The sequence below is a fragment of the Vreelandella olivaria genome, from assembly GCF_023507745.1.
Lineage (GTDB): Bacteria > Pseudomonadota > Gammaproteobacteria > Pseudomonadales > Halomonadaceae > Vreelandella > Vreelandella olivaria_A.
This window is the reverse complement of record NZ_JALPZO010000123.1, coordinates 156,470-179,407: the sequence shown is the minus strand read 5'-3', so window position 1 is coordinate 179,407 and position 22,938 is coordinate 156,470. Positions and strand designations below refer to the sequence as shown.

Annotated in this window: 25 protein-coding genes; 12 read left to right on the top strand and 13 right to left on the bottom strand. The window is 53.3% G+C overall.

Translation table 11 applies throughout. The features are described 5' to 3' along the window. Nucleotides 1-2 precede the first annotated feature (2 nt). From HP566_RS13935 to HP566_RS13920, 4 genes are read right to left on the bottom strand one after another with little or no spacing between them, the layout of a single operon-like run. On the bottom strand, nucleotides 3-1,277 hold the full coding sequence (locus tag HP566_RS13935; RefSeq protein ID WP_249977870.1) for a Zn-dependent hydrolase: 1,275 nt from the start codon (nucleotides 1,275-1,277) through the stop codon (nucleotides 3-5). A 33-nt stretch (nucleotides 1,278-1,310) separates the two neighbouring features. After that, the gene (locus HP566_RS13930; RefSeq protein WP_249977869.1) at nucleotides 1,311-2,138 is read right to left on the bottom strand and encodes a FadR/GntR family transcriptional regulator; all 828 of its coding nucleotides are present in this window, start codon (nucleotides 2,136-2,138) and stop codon (nucleotides 1,311-1,313) included. Between the two features lie 12 nt (nucleotides 2,139-2,150). Next, nucleotides 2,151-3,674 (bottom strand): sodium:solute symporter family protein, encoded by a 1,524-nt coding sequence (locus HP566_RS13925; protein ID WP_249977868.1) that lies wholly within the window; start codon nucleotides 3,672-3,674, stop codon nucleotides 2,151-2,153. 18 nt (nucleotides 3,675-3,692) lie between these two features. Continuing rightward, a complete protein-coding gene (locus HP566_RS13920; RefSeq protein ID WP_249977867.1) occupies nucleotides 3,693-3,926 on the bottom strand; it encodes a hypothetical protein in 234 nt (77 codons plus the stop codon). A gap of 283 nt (nucleotides 3,927-4,209) precedes the next feature. Between HP566_RS13920 and HP566_RS13915 the strand changes: the two genes are divergently transcribed. The 5 genes from HP566_RS13915 to HP566_RS13895 all read left to right on the top strand — a co-directional run bounded on the left by HP566_RS13915 (nucleotide 4,210) and on the right by HP566_RS13895 (nucleotide 8,425). After that, entirely contained in the window at nucleotides 4,210-5,583 is a 1,374-nt protein-coding gene (locus tag HP566_RS13915) for an aspartate aminotransferase family protein (RefSeq protein ID WP_284041469.1), read from the top strand. 21 nt (nucleotides 5,584-5,604) lie between these two features. After that, the gene (locus HP566_RS13910) at nucleotides 5,605-7,101 is read left to right on the top strand and encodes a CoA-acylating methylmalonate-semialdehyde dehydrogenase (RefSeq protein ID WP_249977866.1); all 1,497 of its coding nucleotides are present in this window, start codon (nucleotides 5,605-5,607) and stop codon (nucleotides 7,099-7,101) included. A 131-nt stretch (nucleotides 7,102-7,232) separates the two neighbouring features. Beyond that, a complete protein-coding gene (locus tag HP566_RS13905; RefSeq protein ID WP_249977865.1) occupies nucleotides 7,233-7,853 on the top strand; it encodes a TetR/AcrR family transcriptional regulator in 621 nt (206 codons plus the stop codon). Between the two features lie 40 nt (nucleotides 7,854-7,893). Further along, nucleotides 7,894-8,154: a type IV toxin-antitoxin system AbiEi family antitoxin domain-containing protein gene (locus tag HP566_RS13900; RefSeq protein ID WP_249977864.1), complete on the top strand. Its 261-nt coding sequence runs from the start codon at nucleotides 7,894-7,896 to the stop codon at nucleotides 8,152-8,154. After that, complete coding sequence (locus tag HP566_RS13895) at nucleotides 8,144-8,425, top strand: hypothetical protein (RefSeq protein WP_249977863.1); 282 nt, start codon at nucleotides 8,144-8,146, stop codon at nucleotides 8,423-8,425. Before HP566_RS13900 ends, HP566_RS13895 begins: the two co-directional genes overlap by 11 nt. A 62-nt stretch (nucleotides 8,426-8,487) precedes the next feature. On the opposite strand, the gene HP566_RS13890 is transcribed toward HP566_RS13895, so the two are convergent. Then, entirely contained in the window at nucleotides 8,488-9,408 is a 921-nt protein-coding gene (locus tag HP566_RS13890) for a LysR family transcriptional regulator (protein ID WP_249977862.1), read from the bottom strand. Between the two features lie 160 nt (nucleotides 9,409-9,568). Here HP566_RS13890 and HP566_RS13885 point away from each other — a divergent pair, with 160 nt between their 5' ends. Continuing rightward, nucleotides 9,569-10,432: a DMT family transporter gene (locus tag HP566_RS13885; RefSeq protein WP_249977861.1), complete on the top strand. Its 864-nt coding sequence runs from the start codon at nucleotides 9,569-9,571 to the stop codon at nucleotides 10,430-10,432. A gap of 180 nt (nucleotides 10,433-10,612) precedes the next feature. Here the strand turns inward: HP566_RS13885 and speB are convergent, their stop codons facing one another. Genes speB through HP566_RS13850 form a run of 7 tightly spaced genes read right to left on the bottom strand, consistent with a single transcriptional unit; the run spans nucleotide 10,613 to nucleotide 16,726 of the window. Continuing rightward, nucleotides 10,613-11,599 carry an agmatinase gene (speB, locus tag HP566_RS13880; protein WP_249977860.1) on the bottom strand — a complete coding sequence of 329 codons (987 nt, stop codon included), beginning with the start codon at nucleotides 11,597-11,599 and terminating at the stop codon, nucleotides 10,613-10,615. Between the two features lie 10 nt (nucleotides 11,600-11,609). After that, on the bottom strand, nucleotides 11,610-12,899 hold the full coding sequence (locus tag HP566_RS13875) for a M20 family metallo-hydrolase (RefSeq protein WP_249977859.1): 1,290 nt from the start codon (nucleotides 12,897-12,899) through the stop codon (nucleotides 11,610-11,612). A 20-nt stretch (nucleotides 12,900-12,919) separates the two neighbouring features. Beyond that, on the bottom strand, nucleotides 12,920-13,639 hold the full coding sequence (locus HP566_RS13870; RefSeq protein ID WP_249977858.1) for a DUF1989 domain-containing protein: 720 nt from the start codon (nucleotides 13,637-13,639) through the stop codon (nucleotides 12,920-12,922). 39 nt (nucleotides 13,640-13,678) lie between these two features. Then, entirely contained in the window at nucleotides 13,679-14,497 is an 819-nt protein-coding gene (locus tag HP566_RS13865) for an amino acid ABC transporter ATP-binding protein (protein WP_340163081.1), read from the bottom strand. Between the two features lie 10 nt (nucleotides 14,498-14,507). After that, nucleotides 14,508-15,179 carry an amino acid ABC transporter permease gene (locus HP566_RS13860; RefSeq protein ID WP_249977857.1) on the bottom strand — a complete coding sequence of 224 codons (672 nt, stop codon included), beginning with the start codon at nucleotides 15,177-15,179 and terminating at the stop codon, nucleotides 14,508-14,510. A 13-nt stretch (nucleotides 15,180-15,192) separates the two neighbouring features. Beyond that, the gene (locus tag HP566_RS13855; protein ID WP_249977856.1) at nucleotides 15,193-15,849 is read right to left on the bottom strand and encodes an amino acid ABC transporter permease; all 657 of its coding nucleotides are present in this window, start codon (nucleotides 15,847-15,849) and stop codon (nucleotides 15,193-15,195) included. A 49-nt stretch (nucleotides 15,850-15,898) separates the two neighbouring features. Beyond that, nucleotides 15,899-16,726, bottom strand: a complete 828-nt coding sequence (locus HP566_RS13850) for a transporter substrate-binding domain-containing protein (protein WP_249977855.1) — start codon at nucleotides 16,724-16,726, stop codon at nucleotides 15,899-15,901. A 152-nt stretch (nucleotides 16,727-16,878) separates the two neighbouring features. Here HP566_RS13850 and HP566_RS13845 point away from each other — a divergent pair, with 152 nt between their 5' ends. Next, entirely contained in the window at nucleotides 16,879-17,847 is a 969-nt protein-coding gene (locus tag HP566_RS13845) for a LysR family transcriptional regulator (protein WP_340163080.1), read from the top strand. Between the two features lie 105 nt (nucleotides 17,848-17,952). Here the strand turns inward: HP566_RS13845 and HP566_RS13840 are convergent, their stop codons facing one another. Then, nucleotides 17,953-18,930 (bottom strand): LysR family transcriptional regulator, encoded by a 978-nt coding sequence (locus HP566_RS13840; RefSeq protein WP_249977853.1) that lies wholly within the window; start codon nucleotides 18,928-18,930, stop codon nucleotides 17,953-17,955. 102 nt (nucleotides 18,931-19,032) lie between these two features. Between HP566_RS13840 and HP566_RS13835 the strand changes: the two genes are divergently transcribed. From HP566_RS13835 to HP566_RS13815, 5 genes are all read left to right on the top strand, one after another. Then, nucleotides 19,033-19,665 carry an alanyl-tRNA editing protein gene (locus tag HP566_RS13835; protein ID WP_249977852.1) on the top strand — a complete coding sequence of 211 codons (633 nt, stop codon included), beginning with the start codon at nucleotides 19,033-19,035 and terminating at the stop codon, nucleotides 19,663-19,665. 104 nt (nucleotides 19,666-19,769) lie between these two features. Then, nucleotides 19,770-20,537 (top strand): 2OG-Fe(II) oxygenase, encoded by a 768-nt coding sequence (locus HP566_RS13830; protein WP_425348197.1) that lies wholly within the window; start codon nucleotides 19,770-19,772, stop codon nucleotides 20,535-20,537. A gap of 1 nt (nucleotide 20,538) precedes the next feature. Further along, nucleotides 20,539-21,204, top strand: a complete 666-nt coding sequence (locus HP566_RS13825) for a LysE family translocator (RefSeq protein WP_249977850.1) — start codon at nucleotides 20,539-20,541, stop codon at nucleotides 21,202-21,204. Nucleotides 21,205-21,652: 448 nt separating this feature from the next. Continuing rightward, on the top strand, nucleotides 21,653-22,012 hold the full coding sequence (locus HP566_RS13820) for a 2OG-Fe dioxygenase family protein (RefSeq protein WP_249977849.1): 360 nt from the start codon (nucleotides 21,653-21,655) through the stop codon (nucleotides 22,010-22,012). Then, nucleotides 22,009-22,929 (top strand): lysine exporter LysO family protein, encoded by a 921-nt coding sequence (locus tag HP566_RS13815; RefSeq protein ID WP_249977848.1) that lies wholly within the window; start codon nucleotides 22,009-22,011, stop codon nucleotides 22,927-22,929. Before HP566_RS13820 ends, HP566_RS13815 begins: the two co-directional genes overlap by 4 nt. Nucleotides 22,930-22,938: the final 9 nt, after the last annotated feature.

Below are 22,938 nucleotides of genomic sequence, written 5' to 3'. Positions count from 1 at the left end.
GATTATTCGCCAGCCTCTATACCTGCGGCATTCAGCATCGCGTGCAGCAGTACGTTACAGCCTGCGTGAACGTGCTCAGGGGTAGCGCTCTCGGCTTCGTTGTGGCTAATGCCATCCTTGCAGGGAATAAAGATCATCGCCGCTGGGGCGACACGGCCAATGAAAATAGCGTCGTGCCCGGCACCACTAATGATATCCATATGGGAGAGCTTGAGCTTCTCCGCTCCCTGACGTACCGCTGAGACACAGGACTCATCAAAGAACTCGGGAGCGAAATCCGCTGTCGGGGTCAGCGTGTACTCCAGCCCATGGCGCTGGCAAATCTCTTCAATGGAGGTAGCTACGGCCTGGCTCATTGCGGTGAGCGCTTGCGGTTCCCAGTGGCGCATATCCAGGGTCATTTTTACCTGCCCGGGAATCACGTTACGCGAACCGGGGTGCAGCGCCATGTAACCTACTGTACCGCGCCCGTGGGGCTGGTGTTCATTGGCAATACGGTTGAGTGCCTGGGTGACTTCTGCCGCGCCCATCATCGCATCGCGGCGCAGGTGCATCGGGGTAGGGCCTGCATGGGCTTCCAGCCCTGTCAGCGTTAAGTCATACCATTTCTGGCCAAGCGCGCCGATGACGACGCCAATGGTGGTGTTGGTATCTTCAAGAATGGGGCCTTGCTCAATGTGGGGCTCGAAATAGGCCTTGATCTCGCTGGAAGAGACGTTATCGCTGCCGCGATAGTGAATGGCATCCAGGGCATCGCTTACCGACACTCCATCAGCGTCGGTGCGGGTCATCATGGCATCAAATTCAAGCTCGCCGGTAAATACCCCGGAACCCATCATGCAAGGAGCAAAACGGCAGCCCTCTTCATTGGTCCAGGCCACTACTTCGATGGGCGCCCGGGTGGTGATGTTATGCTGGTTAAGGGTGCGAATGACTTCCAGGCCTGAAAGCACACCGAAACAACCATCGTATTTCCCCCCGGTCGGCTGGCTATCCAGGTGACTGCCCGCCATCACGGCTTTAGCGCCTGGGTCGCTGCCTTCCCTGCGGGCAAAGATATTACCGATTTTATCAATGCGGATGGTGCAGCCCTCGGCACGGCACCACTGAATAAACAGGTCTCGTCCCTGGCGGTCCAGGTCGGTGAGTGCCTGTCGGTTAACACCCCCTTTAGCGGTAGCGCCGATTTTGGCCAGCTCCATGAGCGATTGCCACAAGCGGTCACCATCAGTGCGTAGGTCGGCAGTGGCGGTGTTTGGCGTAACGTAAGTATTCATATGGATGTCCTCGCGGGGTAAAGCGGCGGGCCATTAAGGCGCTGCATTTTCCGATAGTAGGTCGTGTAATTTGGAACGGTGGTTATGGCCGGAAAGTGAGTCACTGCTGATCAACATTTGTGCCGCCATTTCGGCTTCCAGAGCGCTCATGTGATGCTCTGCATCCTGCATATGCTCGGCCATAATCCGCCGAACTCGTTGGGTATCCTCAGTCCGGTAGGCTTCCACCAATTGCCGGTGGTAGTCCTGATTCGCGTGGTCAAACTGCTTGCGCTCAGGGACATAGGCTTTTTTGATCACCACCAGGTCGCGCAGCATGTCGTTTAAAAACTGGCACATAAATGCCAGGAGAGGGTTAGGGCAAGCGCGGGCCAAGAGCTGGTGAAACTCAAGCTCCAAAAAGCGCTGGCGCCGATGGTCTTCTTCGCCGCCGCAACATGAACAGGCGGCTATATTGGCTTCAAGCTGCTGAAAATCTGCCTCCGTTAGCCTGCCAACCACCGATACGGCCAACTCGACTTCCAGCAGCTTGCGTAGCTGATAGACCTGCCTGCCATCCAACTGTTGGAAATGCAGGAAGTTGCGTAGCATGCGGCTGGCAGGTTCCATCCCTGGTTGATTGATCACCGCCCCGCCCTTGGGGCCGGTTTTCAGGGTAATAAGCCCCTCAACCTCAAGAATCTTAAGCGCTTCCCGAACGGTCGCTTTAGCGCTGCCGTAAAGCTCCATCAAGGCTTTCTCATTCGGCAAACGATCCCCTTCCCCAAGCGACTCAGATGCAATCCAGCGCTTAATATCATCGCTGATCAGTTCGGCGAGCTTGGGGCGGCGCCTGGAGGTGGGTACCGAGGCTTGAACCATCAGCACACTCCTTTATTGATAGTTAACGTTACTGGTGGCTGGCTGGGAGTATGCTGGCAAACGTTCCGGATGGTACTCAGCATCGTAGTCGTAGCGCGCCTGGGTAAAACGCTCCACAACTGAGGTATCGCGACGATGCAGTACATAGCTAAGGCCAATAAACAGCACGGCATTGAGCAGCAGCCCCCAGATACCCGCATGGAAGCCCAGAGGGGCACTCAGCGGACCAAAGGTCATCAGCAGAACGCAGGCGATACCACCCCAGAGACCGGCAAGCGCAGCGCTAGGGTGAGCTTTTTTCCAGGTAATGGCACCAATAGTAGGGATAATCAGCTGAGCAGTACCTGCCAGGGCAGCAATACCAATAGTTACCAGTACGCCAGGCACGGTGAGGGCCATGATGTAGGCGGCCAGGGAGAACCCAACCAATGAAAGACGGCCAATATAAACGATGCGCGCCTGACTGGCCTCACGGTTGATGTAGCGCTTGTAAATATCCATCGTCACCACGGTGGAAACCGCATGAATCTGTGAGTTAGCCGTGGACATGGCGGCCGCAGCACCTGCAGCCATTATGAGCGAGGCCAGTAGGTAAGGCGCATAATTCATCAGCATGATGGGCAGGATTTGGTCCGGATTCCCCACGTTGGGCTCCAACAAGACGCCAGAGTAGCCGGAAAGCACCGAACCCACATAGGCGAAAGCGGCCAGTCCCAGCAAGAAGGGCATCAGGTTAAAGAGCTTGCCGCTTTTAACCGAATACATCCGCAGCCAGATCTGTGGGCCCATAAAGGCGCCAATGGCGGTAATGGCAAACAGCGAGAACCACATGGGATAACCCATATTGCCATTAGGCCCAGGCAGGGTGAGGTGATCGGGAGAGGTTTGCTGTAACTGGCTGAACAGGGCCGCTGGGCCACCCACGTGGCTGGAAATGTAGTAGCCTGCGTACATCATGCCGAAAAACAGCAGCGCGCCGTAGATCACATCGGTCCAGGCGATGGCCCGAATACCACCAATCCAAACATAGATAATAATAATGAAGTAGAACAGTAGCGCAGCCAGCCAGAAGGGGATTAGACCGCCCGAGGCGACCTCGATGAGATAAGCACCGCCCGTTAACTGAATCTGCAAATAAGGGACGGTGAAGATAAGGGTAATCGCCGCAACGGTGATGCGTAGTGCTTCACTGTTATAAAAGTCGCCAATTAAATCAGATGGAGTTAAATAATTGAAACGTTTACCTAAAAACCACACCCGTTTGCCAATCCAGTAATACATAAAGCCAAACAGCAGGTTCCAGGCAAGCGCCGTTAAATAGACGGGGCCGCTGGTATAAAACGTTGCGTTAGAGCCTAAAAATGCAAACGCACTCCACCAGGTTGCCGCGACAGTGAAAAACACCGCAATGCTACCCATGGCGCGGCCCTGAACGAAAAAGTCTTCACTGGTTTCTTGGGACTGACGGGCGGATAGTACCCCTACGAGTAAGGGGATAACCATAAATGCCGTGATAATCAATAAACTGCCGGTCATGCTGAACTCCTTGTCCGGTTACTGAGCGGTGGGGCGCTTAGTGGGACTGCCCCAGTTGGTTAAATACGCCACTAAAAAAAGCGCGGTTAACGCAAACCACCAGAACAGGTTCCAGAGGAAAAAGAATGGCATGCCAAACAGCATCGGTTCTATTTGGTTGGCCCACATAATGATGGGGCTTTCCAGCATAAAGAAGCAAAATAGGATGCCAGCGTAAAGCGCTAGCTTACGGGGAGTTAAGTACGTCAACATCGGTTAAACCCTTTAATTTAAAAGATTATTAACTACGTGGCGCCTTATCGGCGATCAAATGGCCGAATGGGGCGATGCTGGGCGTGGTCCGTTTTTTTGTTGTATTTATTCGTATAAATATAATGATTAGATCTTTTTATAACCCCCGTCAAGCCGCCCGCAATAGGAAAGCCCCCCTGTTACGTATAGATTCTCTAACGTGAACAAAAGAAAAGTGTAATTTTACATACCTGCCCCGTAGCGCATGCTGAGGCTATGCCTCATAGCGATGGAGCTGGACACTATGTTTGGAATAAAAAGCAAAACACCCCCGCAAGCATCTGAGCGCTCTGCCAACGAGCGTGCATCGAATACCCCGCTTAACCAGCATTACTGGATGCCGTTTAGTGCAAATCGTGACTTCCGCGCCAATCCACGTGTTATTGCGGGAGCGGAAGGGCGTTACTACATCGATGACCAGGGCAGGAAGTTGTTCGATTCACTGTCCGGGTTGTGGACGTGTGGCGCGGGCCATAATCGCGAAGAGATTCAAAACGCCGTAGCTGCCCAGTTAGGGACGCTGGATTTTGCGCCCGGCTTTCAGATCGGGCATCCACTGGCATTTAAGCTGGCAGAAAAGGTGGCAAGCCTGACCCCCGCAGGCCTGGACCATGTGTTTTTCACCAATTCGGGATCAGAGTCGGCAGACACCGCCGTCAAGATGGCCAAAGCGTACTGGCGGCTAAAAGGTAAGCCCGAGAAAACGCGTATGATTGGTCGCGCCAAGGGGTATCACGGCGTCAATATCGGTGGAACCAGTTTGGGAGGCATCGGTGGCAACCGGAAGCACTATGGTCAACTGATGGATGTGACGCATTTGCCGCATACCCTTCAGGCAGGCCACGCCTATACCCGCGGTCAGGCGGAAACCGGCGCTGAACTTGCTGATGCACTGCTGGACCAAATTGCCTTGCACGATGCATCGACCATTGCGGCGGTGATTGTGGAGCCGATGTCTGGCTCTGCTGGCGTGATCGTGCCACCTAAGGGTTACCTGGAGCGCCTACGCGAGCTCTGTACCGCCCACGATATTCTGTTGATTTTCGATGAAGTGATCACCGCCTTTGGGCGCTGTGGCGCGACAACAGGCGCCGAATCCTTTGGTGTTACACCGGATATCATGAACGTGGCGAAGCAGATCACCAACGGTGCCGTGCCCATGGGGGCGGTGATTGCTTCCAGCGAGATTTTTGACACCTTTATGCATGCTGGTGGCCCTCAGCACGCCATCGAGTTTTCCCACGGCTATACCTACAGTGCCCACCCTGTGGCCTGTGCGGCTGGCTTGGCGGCGCTTGACATGCTGGAGCGTGAAAACTTCCCTGCCCAGGTTCGTGAGATTGCCCCTGCCTTTGAGCAAAAATTACATGCGCTTAAAGGCGCTAATCACATTATCGATATCCGTAACTATGGTTTGGCTGGCGCTATCCAACTGGCCCCCCGCGATGGTGACCCAACCATTCGCCCGCGTGATGCTCACTTAGCCCTGTGGGAAGCAGGCTTTTATGTGCGCTATGGCGGCGACACGCTGCAGTTTGGCCCTCCGTTTGGTACCACTGAGGCTGAACTGGAGCGTTTGTTTGACGCCGTGGCGACGACCCTGGATTCACTGGCATAACCTATGACGGAGCGTTTAAAGATGAGTGTTGTTTCCCATCTGATTAATGGTGAGCTGATTGAGAGCCAGCGTACCCTGGAGGTGACTAACCCCTCTACCGGTCAAGTGATTCGCCAGGTGGCGGATGCCAGTGCTGCCGATGTAGAGCGTGCCATCACCGCCGCCCAGGCGGCATTTCCTGCCTGGCGGGATACACCGCCCGCCAAGCGCGCTCAAGTCATGTATCGCTTCAAGCAGCTATTGGAAGAGCACGCTGATCGTCTCGTGCAACTGGTCAGTGAAGAGCATGGCAAAACCGTTGAAGACGCCATGGGCGAGCTTAAACGTGGCATCGAAAACGTTGAATACGCCTGCGGTGTACCGGAGCTGCTAAAAGGGGAGTACTCCCATAACGTAGGGCCAGGCATTGATGCCTGGTCCAACTTCCAGCCCTTAGGCGTGGTGGCGGGCATTACCCCGTTTAATTTCCCAGCCATGGTGCCGCTGTGGATGTATCCCATGGCAATTGCCTGTGGTAACACCTTTATCCTTAAGCCCTCAGAAAAAGATCCCTCAGCAGCCATGGCCGTGGCCGAATTGCTTCAAGAGGCGGGACTGCCCAAGGGTGTGATGAATGTGATTCACGGTGGCCGCGAAGCCGTGGAAACACTGCTGGATGCCAAGGCCGTCAAAGCCATTTCATTTGTGGGTTCGACGCCGATTGCCGAGGCAATTTACGCCCGTGGCAGTGCTGCGGGTAAACGTGTTCAGGCGTTGGGTGGTGCGAAGAACCATGCTGTGGTGCTGCCGGACGCCGATTTGGAAAACGCGGCCAACACCTTGATGGGCGCAGCTTATGGCAGTTGCGGAGAGCGCTGTATGGCGATCTCCGTTGCTGTCTGTGTGGGAGATAAAACGGCGGACCGTCTGGTCGAAACACTGCTACCCAAAATCGCAGAGCTAAAAGTAGGTCCTGGTACCGACAAGGGACTGGATATGGGGCCGCTGGTCACCGCAGAGCACCGCGATAAAGTGCTCGGCTATATCGAAGAGGGTATTCACGCCGGTGCCAAGCTGGTTGCTGATGGCCGCAGTCTGAAAGTGGCTGGCCATGAAGAGGGGTACTTCATTGGCGGCTGCCTGTTCGACAACGTCACGGCTGATATGCGTATTTACCAGGAAGAGATCTTCGGGCCAGTGCTCTGTGTGGTAAGGGTGGGTAGTTTAGACGACGCCATGCAACTGATTAACGACCACGAATATGGTAACGGCACTTGCCTGTTTACCCGTGATGGTGAAGCCGCTCGCCGCTTTACCGATGGTATCGAAGTAGGCATGGTGGGCGTCAATGTTCCGCTGCCAGTGCCGGTGGCTTACCACAGCTTTGGCGGCTGGAAGCGCTCACTGTTTGGCGATCTCCATGCTTATGGGCCCGATTCGGTACGCTTCTATACCCGCCGTAAAGCGGTTTCCCAGCGCTGGCCATCAGTGAGTGAAGCGACCAGCGCCGAGTTCTCATTCCCTACGAACCAACGTTGACGTTGTGCGCTAACTGCGCCATCTTCACTGCACCATCAGGAGCTCTCCTGGTGGTGCTTTTTTGTGCAGCACGGTCACGGTTGTCATGATTGGCTGCTCAGTGCATAAACGTCATAAAGGAAGTCGGCAGCGTGGCGAGAACACAGGACGAAATTCGGCAAACCAACGTCAAAAAAATTCTTCAGGCAGCAGAGCAGCTATTTGCTGAAAAAGGGTATGCCGGGGCCTCCATGGGAGAGATTGCCCAGCTGGCTGACTTACCAAAATCCAACGTGCACTACTATTTTTCCACTAAAAAAGTGCTCTATCAGGAGGTGCTGCTGGCCTTGTTGGATCTCTGGAAACAGGATGCGCTGTGCTTTGAGCTCTACGATGACCCCCGAGTGGTCCTTGCCACTTATATCCGTGCCAAGATGAACCACTCCCGCTATCGTGCCCATGGCTCTAAAATATGGGCGGCAGAGGTCATGCAGGGTGCCCCAATTCTAAAAGAACGCCTGCGTGACAACCTTTACGAATGGGCCAAGCTGAAAGAGTCCAAAATCCGCGAATGGGTGGACACCGGCCAGATCAACCCCGTTGAGCCTTCCTACCTGCTTTATATGATTTGGGCATCCACCCAGCACTATGCCGACTTTGACTATCAAATTTACCTGTTAAACGACGACAAACCCCTTGATGACCTACAGTTCGAGAAAGCCGTGCAGTCGGTCACTTCGGTGATTTTGAGAGGGATTGGGCTGACGGCTTAATCGAGTAAAGATGACTTGAAGGCGTCTACTTATAGATCAAATGATCGCTCGCCAACGATTAGATGCCTGGGATCGTCAGGGGCGCAAGATTTTTACACTGCGAGATCTCGCCAAGCTGTTCCATGAGGATAGCCCGAAAACACTCCAAGGGGGCGTGAACCGACTTCGTCGTCATGGGGTGCTTGAATGTGTTGCGCGGGGTATCTATCACTATGCGCTATCTCGATCTCCAGACGCTTATCGGCTGGAGCGTATTGCTCGTGCCATGCGCCGGGGGGGAATACAACTACGTGTCCCATGAGAGTGTACTATCTGAATATGGTGCCATCTCACAGATTCCGGTTGAGCGACTGACCATTATGACGACCGGCCGAAAGGGAGTCTACCGCAAGCCTTATGGCACCATTGAGTATACTCACACGCGGCGCCCAGTCTCCGAGCTGATGGCCCGCATGAAGGATATTGGTCGCCCCCTCAAAATTGCGACACCTGAAGCCGCCTGGGCTGACCTTAAACGTGTAGGAAGAAATACCCACCTAGTTGATATCGAGGTATTGAATGAACCGGATTGAGCCTGGGGATTATGAATAAGTACTTAGCTGTTGTCATTTTTAGAGTTTAGATGATAGAAATATCATGTTCTGTTGCTGTTAAAGCAGTCTTTTATGAAGTTGATAAAAGCTCTAAGCTGACTGGTTATATATTTTGACTGAGCGTATTGTGCAATAATTTCCCCCTGATATTTTCCACCCACATGCCAATCCTGCAAAAGCTCTACAACCTCATTTGATACTAAGTGAGAGGATATAACAAAGTCTGGAAATATAGATATCCCCATGCCTCTTATTACAGCTTCTCTTCTTATTTCGCTGTGATTGGCTGTCAGTGTGCCTTTTACATTCACAGGGACTGACTGGTGACCTTTTGTAAAACTCCATACTCTGTCACGAGGACTCTCTCCAAGGCATAAACAGTTATAGCTTAAGAGGTCTTCAGGATGGCTAGGCCTGCCAAATGATTCTATGTAATTTGGGCTGGAGCATAATATGAGTCGGCAACGGCCTAAATGCCTGGAAATAAGCCCTTCAATTGGGTTTTCTGTGATGTGTATAAATACATCCACTTCATCTCCAATTGGGTCTACTAGATGATCGGTGACCTTGAGTTGGAATGATACTTTGGGGTTTTGCTTAGTGAACTCTAGAATCATAGGCATCAAGACTTGTTTAGATAGCGCTTTTGGTGCAGCTACTCTTAAAGATCCTGATACATCAATTTTATCAGATTGGGCAGCGGAGACTGCCATTTGTGCCGACTCCAACATATTCCGGCAGAGTAGGAATACCTCTTGACCTATAGGCGTTAAACGCATTTGCCTAGTTGTTCTCTCTAAGAGCTTTTCTTCTAACGAATATTCAAGTCGCATGATAGAGCGGCTGATAGAAGAGGGAGCTACTCCAAGTATTTTGGCAGTTTTTGAAAAGCTGCCAGACTCAACTGCTTTTACGAATACTGCCATCTCAGCCAGCAACGGGAGTAGTTTATTCGTGTCCACAGCGCAATTGTCCTTTGCATTTCACCGGTCTTGTTGTTTTCAACCTACTTATAGATAATTATTTTGTCAATAGATGATATTTGGGGATGGAGTTTGTTTGGTTGCTAGTTATCTGAAAATCAATACTGTTAAATTGTATTTTCGGTTAAGGAGTTGTGTAATGGGTAAGATTGCGAGTGCATCAAATAAAATAGGATATAAGATTCCACTGACAGAAATAATGTTATTAATGGTGGCTATTTTTTGGGGGACGAGTTATGGATTAACAAAAGATGCATTGGTTTATACAAGTGTCTTGATTTTTGTAGCGATTCGATTTTCTATTACATTTTTATGCATGCTGCCAGTAGTTATTAGAGACTTCCGTCGTGGCTTAAATAAAGATTGGAAGGTTGCTGTTCCTACAGGGGCTATACTCGCGGCAATTTTTTTTTGCGAAGTTTATGGTGTGTTTCATACTTCGGCCTCTAAAGCGGCTTTTCTTATCAGCTTGTCAGTCATCTTGACTGCTTTCGCCGAACTAATTATTAACAAGAGACGAATAACGAATGCGTTGTTAATGATGACATTGGTAAGTGTGTTAGGCGTACTTTTGCTAACTAGCTCAGAGGGGGCCGCTCTAGCATTAAATAAAGGAGACTATTTTATTTTAATGGCAGCGCTTCTGCGGGCATTGATGGTTACATTTACGAAGCGTGTTGCGGAAGGGAAGGTAATAACGACATCCACCTTAACTGCAATTCAGTCGTTGGTGGTTGTATCTATCTCACTGTTTTTAGCATTTGTTTTTCAACCTTTATCAGAAATTTCGATGCCTACTTCGATAGGTTTTTGGCTGATAATGGCGTATCTGGTAATATTTTGTACTCTTTTTGCTTTCTATATACAAAATTATGCGGTGCGCAAGACGTCTCCTACGAGAGTATCTCTGTTAATGGGGAGTGAACCTTTGTTCGGGGCTATATTTGCGATTATATGGCTAAATGAATCCCTCTCTGCATTACAGATGATGGGGGGGGATTGATTTTTGTCAGCGTAGTCATTACATCCTTAAGGAAAGAAGATGTAGCTGCATAGCTACTGTTGATCACATAAAGCCGATTACACCCGTTGCCGTAAACGCAAAATAGATACGCCCAATCCGATAAACGCACTGGGCCAATTATGCGATTCATTCTCTTAACTCGTAGTGTTCTACGGGAGCTTAACCCCTATCCACCGCTACCTGTTCAGCAATCAAACACAGCAGCTCATACATAAGGGTGGCACCAAGCAGGGCCGTGTTACCACTAGGGTCGAACGGCGGGGAGACTTCCACCACGTCGGCGCCGATGAGCGGTAGGCCACGAAAGCCGCGTACCAGTTGCAGTGCTTGCAGGCTGGTGAGGCCCCCCACTTCAGGTGTACCGGTACCAGGGGCGAAGGCGGGGTCGATGCTATCGATATCGAACGAGAGATAAACTGGGCCGTTGCCGACAACGCGGCGCGCCTCGGCGATCACTGCCTCAATTCCCAATGTATCCACTTCCTCCATAAATATCACCCGCATACCCATGGCATCGGAATAGTCCCACCCTTGGGTGGTGTTCTGGGCGCCGCGAATGCCAATTTGTACCGTGCGTTTGGGATCAATCAGGTCATGCTCACAGGCGAGCCGGAAGGGGCCGCCATGATGAAACTTCGAGCCCTGAAACTCATCCCAGGTGTCGGTATGCGCATCAATGTGAATCAACCCCACTGGGCCTTGGGCCGCTAAGCCGCGCAGGATAGGGTAGGTGATTGAGTGGTCGCCACCGGCACTGAGCGGAATAACGCCTGCTTGCTGAATAGCACGGTAATGGGCGGCAATATCGTTGGAGACCTGCTCAAGGTCGTAAATCGATGAAAAGCGTACATCGCCGATGTCAGCAATGCGGGCCTGTGCAAACGGATCTAGCCGGGTAACGTGGTGCAGGCTGCGCATCATGCTCGACTGGTTGCGAATTTCCCTGGGGCCGTGGCGGGTACCTGGGCGATTGCTGACGCCGCCATCAAAAGGAATGCCGACCAGAGCAATATCAAGCTCCTCTAGCGAGTCGGCTAGCGGTGAACGCAAGAAGCTGGCGATTTCTCGATAGCGTGGCTCCTGGCGTGGTAGGTAACTTTCCCTGGTGGCACTATTGCGGCGGGTGCCGTCGGTACCGTTAGTCATTTCGTTCTCCTTATTGGGCTAGGCTCGCTAGGCTGGCGGCCAGTAGTTGGGTGCCCACCACGGCATTAGCGAGTTCGATATGCTCATCCGGGTGGTGGCTAAGGCCATCGCGACAGGGCACAAACAGCATCGCCGTTGGGCAGTGTTTAGCGAGATGAATGGCATCGTGAAAGGCGCCCGATACTAATCGCGGTGCAGTAAGACCCAGCTCGTTGGCGGTACCATCAAGCAGGGTAGTGAGCGTTGCGGGAAACGCTACCGGCTCGACTCGTGAGAGTGGTATCAGCGTTGCGTGACAACCTGCCCAGGATCGTTGGGTGAGTTTACTGAAGGTGGCTTCCAGATTTTTTAGTGTGGCCGCTTCGGGGTGACGCAAATCGATACTAAAGGTGACCTGATCTGGAATCGTATTTACCGAACCGGGGCTGACGGTAAACTTGCCGATGGTAAAACGCACACGATCTTCGCTATCACGGGTGGCTTCCCGTAGCGCCGTTGCCAGCGCACAGGCGCCTTCCAGTGCATCGCGGCGCATGGCACGCGGGGTGGTACCCGCGTGGTTGGCGCTTCCCGATACGGTGACTTCAAACCAGCTAACGCCTTGAATACCTTCCACCACGCCGACTGACACACCGTCGCGCTCCAGAATGGGGCCTTGCTCAATATGTAGTTCCAGAAAGGCGTGCATGGGGGTTGCCAATGGGCGGCGAGGCACCCCCGCAGCATCAAGTTCAGCCAGACAAGTATCCAAGGCACTGCCCAGGCTGATGCCGTCGCTGTCTTCAACCTGGCGGGTTTCATCCAGGCTGCGTACGTCGCAAAAGACCGCTGAGCCTGAGGTGCCGGGTGAGAAGCGGGCGCCCTCTTCATTGGTCCAACTCACCAGCGATAGCGAGCGACGAGGAGTAAAGCCAGCCTGTTTAAGCGCACGTAGGGCTTCAAGCCCTGCCAGCACGCCCAGCGCACCATCGTACTTGCCACCCGTCGGCTGGCTATCCAGATGACTACCAGTCACCACGGGGGAGAGCCTGGGGTCGCTGCCGGGAACGTCAAGAAACACATTGCCGATGGCATCAACACTCGCTTTGGCACCCAGCGTGCTGGCTTGTTCGATCAGCCATAGTCGCGCTCGAACGTCATTGTTATCCAGTGCCAGGCGCGTCACACCGCCATCCGTGCGACCACCGAACCTAGCGACCGTTGCCAAGTCGTTCTCCAGGCGCTGTGGGTTGACCGCCGTGGCGATAGCGCTCAGGTTTATAGTAGTGGAGTTGTCTGGGTGATTAGCGTGGCTCTGCATCAGGCGCTCCTTGTCTGGCTTTATGCGTAAACTTCGAAATGTACTTCGACAGGTACGCAATCAGCGCCATTGATAGGAATGATGTCTTGCGGGCAGGCGGACATGGCCACAATACAGTCCATTTCGGCGCGTAGCTCCACATAGTCACCGGGTTTGGAAACCGGTGGGCACCAGTCAACCTTCATCTGCGCATCAACGGGGATATTCATCCATAGATTAAACGGCTGTGGCACTTCAGGTGCTTTAGAGCCAATGGCCTGCATGGCCAAACGCAGGTTATCAGCGCAGCTATCATGATAGCCCTCGACACCCAACGTCATATAGCGGAACAGGTCGCAGGCTGCCATCAGCGTATCGTGAATGCCTGGTGAGGTGTCAGCGGTAAGCGTCATAATCGGGCGGCGGCGATTACTCATCAGCGGGTCGCCTACTTGCGGAATCAGCCCGCTCAACCACGCACGGCCATGCTCCCAGGACATAAACTCGTTGGGGTTATCGGTACTAAACGCCCAGGTATCGCACACCTGGGTGCCATGGGTATTGATAATACGGACCGTCTGGCCCGCTTTTAAGCGTACCGCACGGCCACCACGGGCGGGGATTGCGTAGCGCGCGCCCAGTACCGGAGTTCCATCGGGAGAGATGGGATTTTCTAGCGTGTGATTGTGGCCGCAGGGCTCGCTGTTGCTGCGCGGCAGTTGCTCAATGCGCGCGTGATCAAAGCGTGGATCAGAATTCATGGGATTCTCCAGGTATCGTCATCATGTGGGGTGGCCGAACTAGTCGATATGGCGCTCGCGCCAGGTATTCAGAAATTGTTGGAGCCGCTCGCTTTTGGGGTGGCGAAACAGCGTCGCGGGTGGGCTGCTCTCCACCACGCTGCCCTGATCCATAAAAATCACTCGGTCAGCGACTTTGGCGGCAAAGCCCATTTCGTGGGTGACGATCACCATGGTCATGCCATCGGCGGCCAGCTTCTTCATTACATCCAGCACTTCGCCCACCAGTTCAGGGTCCAGCGCTGAGGTGGGCTCGTCGAAGAACATCACCCTGGGCCGCATGGCGAGTGCCCTGGCAATGGCGACCCGCTGCTTTTGGCCACCGGAAAGGCTCTCGGGGAAGTGGCCGGCACGCTCAGCAAGGCCGACCTGTTCCAGCATGGCCATGCCTTCCGCTTCGGCGTCCCCGCGGGAGAGTCCATTAACCAGGCGTAGCGCTTCAGTCACATTCTCCAGGGCCGTGCGGTGGGGCCATAAATGAAAGTGCTGGAACACCATGCCGACGGGGGCGCGCACTTCATCCACGCGCTTTTCGCTGGTGCGAACGCGTTTGCCACTACGGTCTTCATAGCCCAGCAACTTCCCGTTGATATAGACACTGCCGTGGTCGTACGGCTCCAAAAAGGCCAGGCAGCGTAGCAGGGTCGATTTGCCTGAACCGGAGGGGCCAATCACGCAGACCACCTCGGAAGGCGCAAGGCTGAAGTCGATGTTGGTCAGCACTTCCAGGTCGCCAAACTGCTTACTGATGCCATGCGCCTCGACGATCGCCTTTTGCTTGGCCGTTGGTGGCGGTGAGAGTGTGTCAGCCATTGGCATGGGGTTATCCTTATTGAGTGACATGGCGCGGTTGACGATCGGCCAGGCGCTTCTCCAGCGCATAGCCGCCGCGGGCAACCAGTTCAATCATCAGCCAGTAGAGTAGAGCGACCGCTAGATATGGCTCGATGACGTGGAAGGTTTGATTAACGATCGTCGTGGCATTTTTGGTTAGGTCGTCCACTGAGATAATCGAAATCAGCGCAGACTCTTTCACCAGAATAATCAACTGGTTGGTACCTGGTGGTACGATCAGCCGCGCCATTTGTGGAATCTGGACGCGTGTTAGCGTGTGCCAGGGTGAGATGCCAAGCATCCGGGCCGCTTCAAGCTGGCCTTTCGGAATCGACTTGAAACCGCCGCGGTAAATTTCCGCAAAGTAACCCGCGCCATACAGGCCAATACCTGTGACACCGGCAATCTCGGCATCCAGTCGCAAACCGATACTGGGGCCGCCGTAATAGAGTAAAAACAGCAGAATCAGCAAAGGCGTGCCGCGGCAAATTTCCACATAGCAGGCCACCGGGTAGCCAAAAAGGCGTGGGTTGGCCAGCCGCAGCGCCGCCAGGGCCAACCCCAACGAAAGCGCCAGTAAACAGCCCAGAAAGCAGATCCACAGCGTGTTCCACAACCCTTGCAGAATTAAGCCGCGCGCTTCCCATAGCAGGGCAATATCAAACATGGCAGACACTCCCCTATTCGGTGGCTAAGCCGCCGGTCATACGGCGTTCCAAGTAAGCGCTGATACGGGCCAGCACGAGATTGACGGCTAGATAAAGCAGCGCGGCAGCCAAATACGTTTCCAGCGGTTGAAAGGTGCGTGAGGCGATTTGTTCGCTAACGCGCATTAGTTCGGTGACCGCGATCACCGAAATCAGCGATGAATTCTTGAGGATGGTGATGATCTCGTTGGTCAATGGCGGCAGCGTCAGGCGAAACACCTGGGGCATAATGATGCGCCTGCGGGTTTGCCAGGCGGAGATACCCGCCATACGTGCTGCTTCTATTTGCCCAGCGGGGATATGGCTGATGCCACTGCGGAAGATTTCTGCCTGGAACGCTGCGGTGTTTAGCGTGAGGGCCAAGATAGCCGCTGAAATAGGCGCTATCTCAATGCCAATTTCGGGTAGCAGATAGTAGACCAGCAGCAGTTGCAGCAGGATGGGGGTGCCACGCCAAAAGCTGCGGTAAAGCCCGCAAGGCCAGCGCACCAGGTGGTATTGGCTGGTTAACCCAAAGGCCAGCAGAACACCTAATACCAATCCCAGTGCGATGGCGGAAAGCGAGACCACCAGGGTGGTGGTCAAGCCCTTCAGCAGCACAGGATAGTGGTTGAGTAGAATCTCAAACATGCGGCACCCGCAAAGAGAAATGAGTCGATGTTATGAACCTGGCGCCGATTTACTCGGCCACGGGCAGCTCTAAAGGCAGATCCATGGGGCCGCCGAACCATTTTTCCTGCAGCTCAGTCAGCGTACCGTCTTCATTAAGGCGCTGAATTTGCTCATCCATAAAGGCATTTAGCGATGCGCTCTCTTCGTCATCACGCCCTGCCCAGGTGAAGTAAACAGGGTCGCCAAAGGTGCCGACCACTGCAAACACATCCGGGCGGGTGCGCTCCGCTTCGAGCAGGTTGGGGAGGCTGTTGACCACCACATCGACACGACCGGTTCCAAGCTCGGCGTAGGCTTCGTCAACACCGGTATAGGTGCGAATGTTGGCAACCGGCGTACCCGCTTCTTCGAGCTGGGCGGCCAAGGCTTCCAGCGCCTCCAATTGTGCGGAACCCGCTTGCGCTGCGGCCACTTTGCCGGCGATATCCTCAGGCGAACTGATATTCTCTTCGCCTGCGCGTTTTAAAATCGCCATGGTGGCATCTGCAATCGGCGCGCTTAAGTGATAGCGCTGCATGCGTTCAGGGGTGGCGGTGACTGAAGTGATCACGTAATCAAAACGCTCGCGCTCCAGCCCTGGCAGAATGCCTTGCCAGGGGAGATCCATGCGGATCAATTCGACGCCCTCAAGCTTGCTCATGATGTGTTCCATGATATCGGCGGAGTAGCCGACAATTTCGCCATCTTCAATGTATTCAAATGGGGCGAAACGTGCTTCGGTGCCAACAGTGAAGGTGCCATCGGAGCGGATGTCGTCAAGCAAATCGCTGTGGGCGGTAGTGGTGAAGCAAATGCCAAGTAGGAGGCCAGCGGTAACAGTAGAGATACGTTGCATGGGGATACTCCTCGGGTGGTGATACCTGGCTCAGCGGCGAAGACCTGCTGAGTAAGAACTCCTTGAGTTAAGCAGGAGTTATGCAACAATAAAATTGTTATCTTTCGATGTTCATACCCGTTTTTTTGATGTTTTGTGCACTAACTTAGAGCATGCCGATGAAACTTTCTGCCGCTGACCTGAAAAGCTTGTCTGTGTTTCTTGCTGTGACGGAGCACCGTGGGTTTGCGGGTGCGCAAACGGCGCTTCACATGAGCCAATCCGCTGTGAGCTTCCACATCCGGGCGCTCGAAGAGCGAGTGGGGTTTACTGTATGTCACCGGGGGCGGCAGGGGTTTGAGCTGACGGAGCGTGGCCGCATTGTCTATGAGCGTGCCAAGGTGTTGTTATCATCCGTGGATGACTTTGATAGCGAGATGAGCGAGCTGCGTAGCTCCGTTTACGGCACGCTGCGTTTAGGTGTGGTGGATAACACGATTATGGATGTGGATCTCGACCTGCAGGGCGTGATTGGAGAGTTCCTGCGTAAGAACCCGAAAGCACGACTTAACATTACCGTCGGTAGCCCTGATCGCTTGATCGGTGAGATCGCTAGTGGTGAAGTGCAGCTAGGTATCTTGCCGGAAACCGCGCAAATGGAGGGCTTGCAGCATCGGCAGGTCTACACCGAGGTACATGGGATCTATTGCGCAAAACGGCATCCGTTATTTGCACGCGATAGCGCCAGGTTAACGGTAGAAGAGGTCATCAATCACCCCTTTGTCGTGCGCCCCTATGCCAACCTGCAAGAGCTTAAAAGTTTCCCCAATGCGCAGGTGGGTGCCCACGCTTCCAATATGGAAGCCCAGGCGTTATTAATTCTAAGCGGTCACTTTATCGGCAACTTACCCCATTACTACGCCAACCATTGGGTAGCGCGGGGAGAGCTCAAAGCGCTACTGCCTGATCAAGTTGAAATCGCCTCGCCATTTTGTGTTGTTACCCGGGCCGGGCGGCGTCCCTCGCTCATCGTGCGCACCTTTATCCAGGAACTGGTGGCTCGGCTTTGGCAGCAGTCGCATCTGGTTGAGGCGTATAAAGGGGATGAGTTGTTTAAAACCTCACCGACGCCTGCAGGCTGACTTCCAGTGGGTCGCCCACCACCACGCGTGTGCTGCTGCCTGAAGGGGGCAGCATTGCTGCGCCGCCTTGTATCGTTACCCATGCAGGACGACACCTGCATGACACTAAAAGGACGCCTCAGGCGATTCGTAAGGAGGAGCCAACAGCTCCAACTCATGGGGTGACTTTTTATGCAAAGTGGGTTCCTGTCCCAATCGCTCGGCCATAAAACTGATAAAAGCACTAAGCTTCGGCGGCAGGTACCGAGTCGGTGGATAAAGCACCCAGGCCTCACCACAATAATAGCTGGTCTTGAACTCCCATTCCGGAAGTACTTGTACGATATGTCTCTGCTGCAACGCATGGCGAGCGGTGAAGTACGGCAAGCTGCCAATGCCAAGGTGTTGCAATACCGCATCCAGCCTTGCTCCAGTGTGATTGACCGCATAGCGGCCATGCACATTGACGCTCACGTTCTTGCCGTTGCGCTGGAATTTCCAGCGGGAATCACCAGGCTCCTCGCCCAGAAAAATGCAATTGTGAACTTTCAGATCATGCGGATGCGCTGGTGTGCCGTGACGCTCGAGATAGTCCGGCGTCGCACAAAGCATATGGTCGATGTCAATGAGTTTTCTTCCCATAAGACCCGGTGAAGGACGATCAGTAATGCGGATCGCCAGATCCACCTGATCATCAATCAAATCCACATAGTTGTCCTTGAGCTGCAACTGAACGTTGATTCTGGGATAACGCGTCAGGAAGTCAGGAAGGTGGGGGTGGATGACGAAACGTCCTACCGCCTTCGGCACACTGACGCGTATTAGACCTTGTGGTTCTGGGTCGAACTGCCCGGAAACGGCCATCACGGCTTGCGCTGCGCTCACCATATCGACGCAACGTCTATGAACCTCATGCCCGCTTTCGCTCAACCGCAGTTTGCGGGTCGTGCGCTGGAGCAGCCGGGTACCCAACGCCTTCTCCAGGCGGGCAACCGAGCGGCTGATTGCCGAGGGTGTTGCGCCCAACTGGCGTGCCGTTTCTGAAAAGCTGCCGGTTTCGACGACCTTGACGAAGACCGCCATTTCGCCCAACAGGGTGACCATCTTATTTGTGCTCATGAGGCAAAAACTATTTGAATTTACGCTGGATTATCGCAGCCGCTCTTTATCAATACAATTGATAATTAATGATAGAGGAACCGAACCATGACGCGAAAATTGTATTGGGAAGGCGGCATAACGGAATCCGAAGTTGAAGTTCTATATTGCGAGAAATTGGCTGATGGCGGGTATGGCGTGCGATTGAATGCAACTCCCTTTCACCCGCAGGGAGGTGGGCAACCCGCAGACGTGGGCTGGATCGATGACGCGGATGTCTTCGCTGTGGAAATAGTGGACGGGAATATTATCCATTACACCCGTCAGAAGGTTGGCCCTGGCTCAGCTTTCGCCAGGGTGAATGCCGAACAGCGCCAGCGTCATTCCAAGCTGCATTCGGCTGGACATCTAATTGGTCACGCACTTGAAGCGTTCGCTTGGCGGCCCGTCAAGGCACACCACTGGCCCGGAGAGGCGCGAGTGACCTTTAAACCTGCTGGCGATGCTCAGGCCGTAGATGTGGAAACGGCACAAAACCTTTGTGAAGACCTGATCGCCCGCAACCTCCCTTGCAAGATCAAGGTACACGAAAAGCAATTCCGCCAGGTCGGCTTCGGTGAACTAAAACCCTATGGATGTGGCGGAACTCACGTCGTTGAAACGGCGGATTTGCAAGGCCTACAGATATTGTCAGCGCACCTGAGGAAAGGCCAGTTAATCGTTAAGTACGACATTCAATGATCTAGCCATGATCCCGCTGCTTATTTCGGCGACGTCACAGGAGCCAATAAACGTTGCCTGCCATCCGGTAAGTGGCTGCAAAGATAATTAACAGGGGAAGTATGTTGATCGAACTGGATGATTTAAAACAGGGGGCGGTCGAGAGGCTGGCGCGTGAAGAAGTTCTGGCGGTTCGTGTACGTCACTTTATTGACAAGGACATTGCCGCCAGGCTTTCCGAGCAGATCATGGAGCGCGGGCTTCAAAAATACTTGAATGCACCCAGTATTGGCCGGATTGGGATGGCCTTTTACGAAGCAGAGAACCAGCCGCCGCTCATCGCTAATTATTTCGAGAGTGTTTTCGACAACATCAATGAACTGAGGAAGCGCTGCGCACCTTATGTATCCCCTATCGATTTGCTCAGGTGTGTATTGGACGAACTATGGTCGGCAGGTGCTCAGCTCCAAACGCTATATGGTCGAAAGATGTATGTCGGATTGTCGCGTGCTGTTAAGCCAGGCGTCACTTTCCTGGCTCATCACGATATCTTCGCCAAAGACGCACCCAACAGTTTCCAGGCTTGTAGCTTACAGGCGCAAATGGCTGCAAACGTCTACCTATCCATGCCCGACGAGGGTGGCACGCTGCAGATATGGGATCAGCAGCTGTCTGCAGAGGCTTTCGACAAGATGCGAGGTGACAGTTATGGCATTGATCCAACGCTTCTGGGAGCGGCCACTTTGGAGGTATGCCCAGAGGCCGGAGACCTGATCCTGTTCAACTCACGCAAGATGCACGCCGTAACACCGGGCTCCGAAGGGGTGCGACTCAGCCTGTCTTGTTTCGTGGGTTATCGCGGCCCAGCGACCCCGCTCTCCTTTTGGAGTTGATATGACACCGGATTATCTGGGGGAATTTCTTGCCCTGGCCGCCATACACTTTCTTGCAGTCGTGGCGCCGGGGCCGGATTTCGCCGTCACGATTCGCCAGAGCGTGCTCTATGGGAGGCGTCTAGGCATCGCTACGGCGGTCGGCATTGGGGCCGGTATCTCGGTGCATGTGATCTATACCTTGCTGGGGGTCGGCGCGTTGATGCACACAACCCCCTGGTTACTGAGTGCGGCCGAGTTGGTGGGCGGAGCCTACCTGTTATATCTCGGCGTCACGTTCATCCGGCAGGCAGGTAAGCACACAGCCGGGCTGGCGCTGGATGCTGGAGCCGAGACAGGGGCAAGGAGTTTTCACCAGTCGTTCGCGCTGGGGTTTCTGACCAATGCGACCAACCCCAAGGCGACGCTGTTTTTCCTGGCCGTGTTCACGACTGTGGTCAGTGATTCGACGCCATTGCGCATTCAAATGCTTTATGGCGGTTGGATGTGCCTAGTCAATGCCGGTTGGTTCGTGTTGGTCAGCTTGGTGTTCACCAGCCTGCCTGTTCGCGAGCGTTTTCTGCGTATTGGTCACTGGTTCGAGCGGTTGATGGGAGTAATGCTCATCGCCTTTTCGATGCGTTTGTTATGGGGGGTCGGAGGAATGATGTTCACCTTTTCAAAATGAGAAAGCGCTTAAATCTTGTGCAGAGAATAACTGTTAACTCATAAAAAAAGAGATAGACAATGATTAGAGAAAGTCTTTTGAAGGATGGGTATTCCCGCTTTTCTGTGAACCACGCTTTCAGTGAAAAAGACGTTGCTTTTCTTCACAGAGAATTTAGGACACTAGAGCCAGATCCTTATGCGCCGACTAGTGTTCAACGATTCAGGCGATATGGAAATGGAGTGATCGTTCCATGGCGGGGCTGCGCTGGGGTGGATTGGATGCCCGTGGTAATTGATTCGCGAGGACACGGAATGTCTGGCAATAATCCTGAGCATGAGAACATACGCTACTTTTATGCATTGAGCGACATCATTAAGTCCACTGAGTTATTGACAGAACTTGTCATTAAAGATTTTAAAAATACTTTCTGGTCTGAGAGGGACTTGATATCTCAATATATTTCGGCGTGCATTTCGTCAGAATAGTATCTTCTTCGATCAACAATCGCGGCATAAGCTCGCCTAACTGTTTCCATCAAGATGGCGAACCTTTTACATTTGCTCATCTGGTTAGTCGGTCAAAAAGCACGAATGGCGGGGTGAACTATATAGGTTCTACCCACGTGAGAAACCTGACGCTGAATGAAGTTGCTGAAGAAGATATCTGTGCGAAGTTTGAACTACGCGAATTCATGGATAGCTTTGCTGTTCATGACCCACGGGTATCTCATTACGTATCACCAATAGTTAAATCTGAAGTTGATGCAGAAGATGCCGATAGGTGCATGATACTTATTGATTTCTCACCGATGATTCAAAAAATATGAAAATACTTTTTTCTCTGCTACCGATTCTGATTGCGCTACTTGCGGGGTATGCGATTGGAAGACTACTTCCCACCCAGTTCCGTAAGCCACTTCTACATTCGATAGCACCTTTAGTTTGGGTGCTTCTATTCCTTATTGGATTCGAATTTGGTGAGGTGATTTTGTCGGCAAGCTCGATAGGCATTGTGATGAAGGCCGCGTTGGTTTTTGCAGTCTGCACCACGGTGTTTCCATGCCTGCTCATTCTCATGCTTAAAAGCAGTCGGCAAAGCCTCCCTGCCAAAGCGCGTCAGCCATTCAGACTGAGCTATATCTGGCCGCCGCTTAAAGAGTGCCTCATCGCTCTGGTGATGGTTGGGCTGGGCGGTGTGCTTTACCTTCTACAGGAGCGCATTTTAGGGGGGGCGCTGGCGCTTCCGTCAAGCGGTGCCATGCTACTGCTGCTAATTCTTCTGGTCGGTATCGACCTAACACACGTCAAACTTAATGTGCAGTGGTTATCGTGGTCGATATTGGCCGTTCCCCTATTTGTTGTTCTGGGCTCCTTAGTCGGTGGTGCTATGGCTGCCTGGATTACTGGTGAAAGCTTACGGGTCTCCTTAGCCCTTGCCAGTGGTTTCGGTTGGTTTACGCTTTCTAGCGTCATGATCGGTGATGCGCTTGGGCAAGTGTATGGAACGATGGCCCTCATGACAGACCTGCTTCGTGAACTGCTTGCTATTATGGTGCTCTACGCCTTGGGACGGCATCAGCCGCAGGTTGGTATTGGCAGCGCCGGGGCAACTGCACTGGACTCTACGTTGCCGATTATCAAGCAGGCCTGTTCGCCTGATGCGGTGCCATTGGCTCTGGTTAGCGGGTTATTGTTGACGTTGCTGGCACCGGTGTTTATTACCATCATGATGCCAGGGACTTGAAAAAAGCCT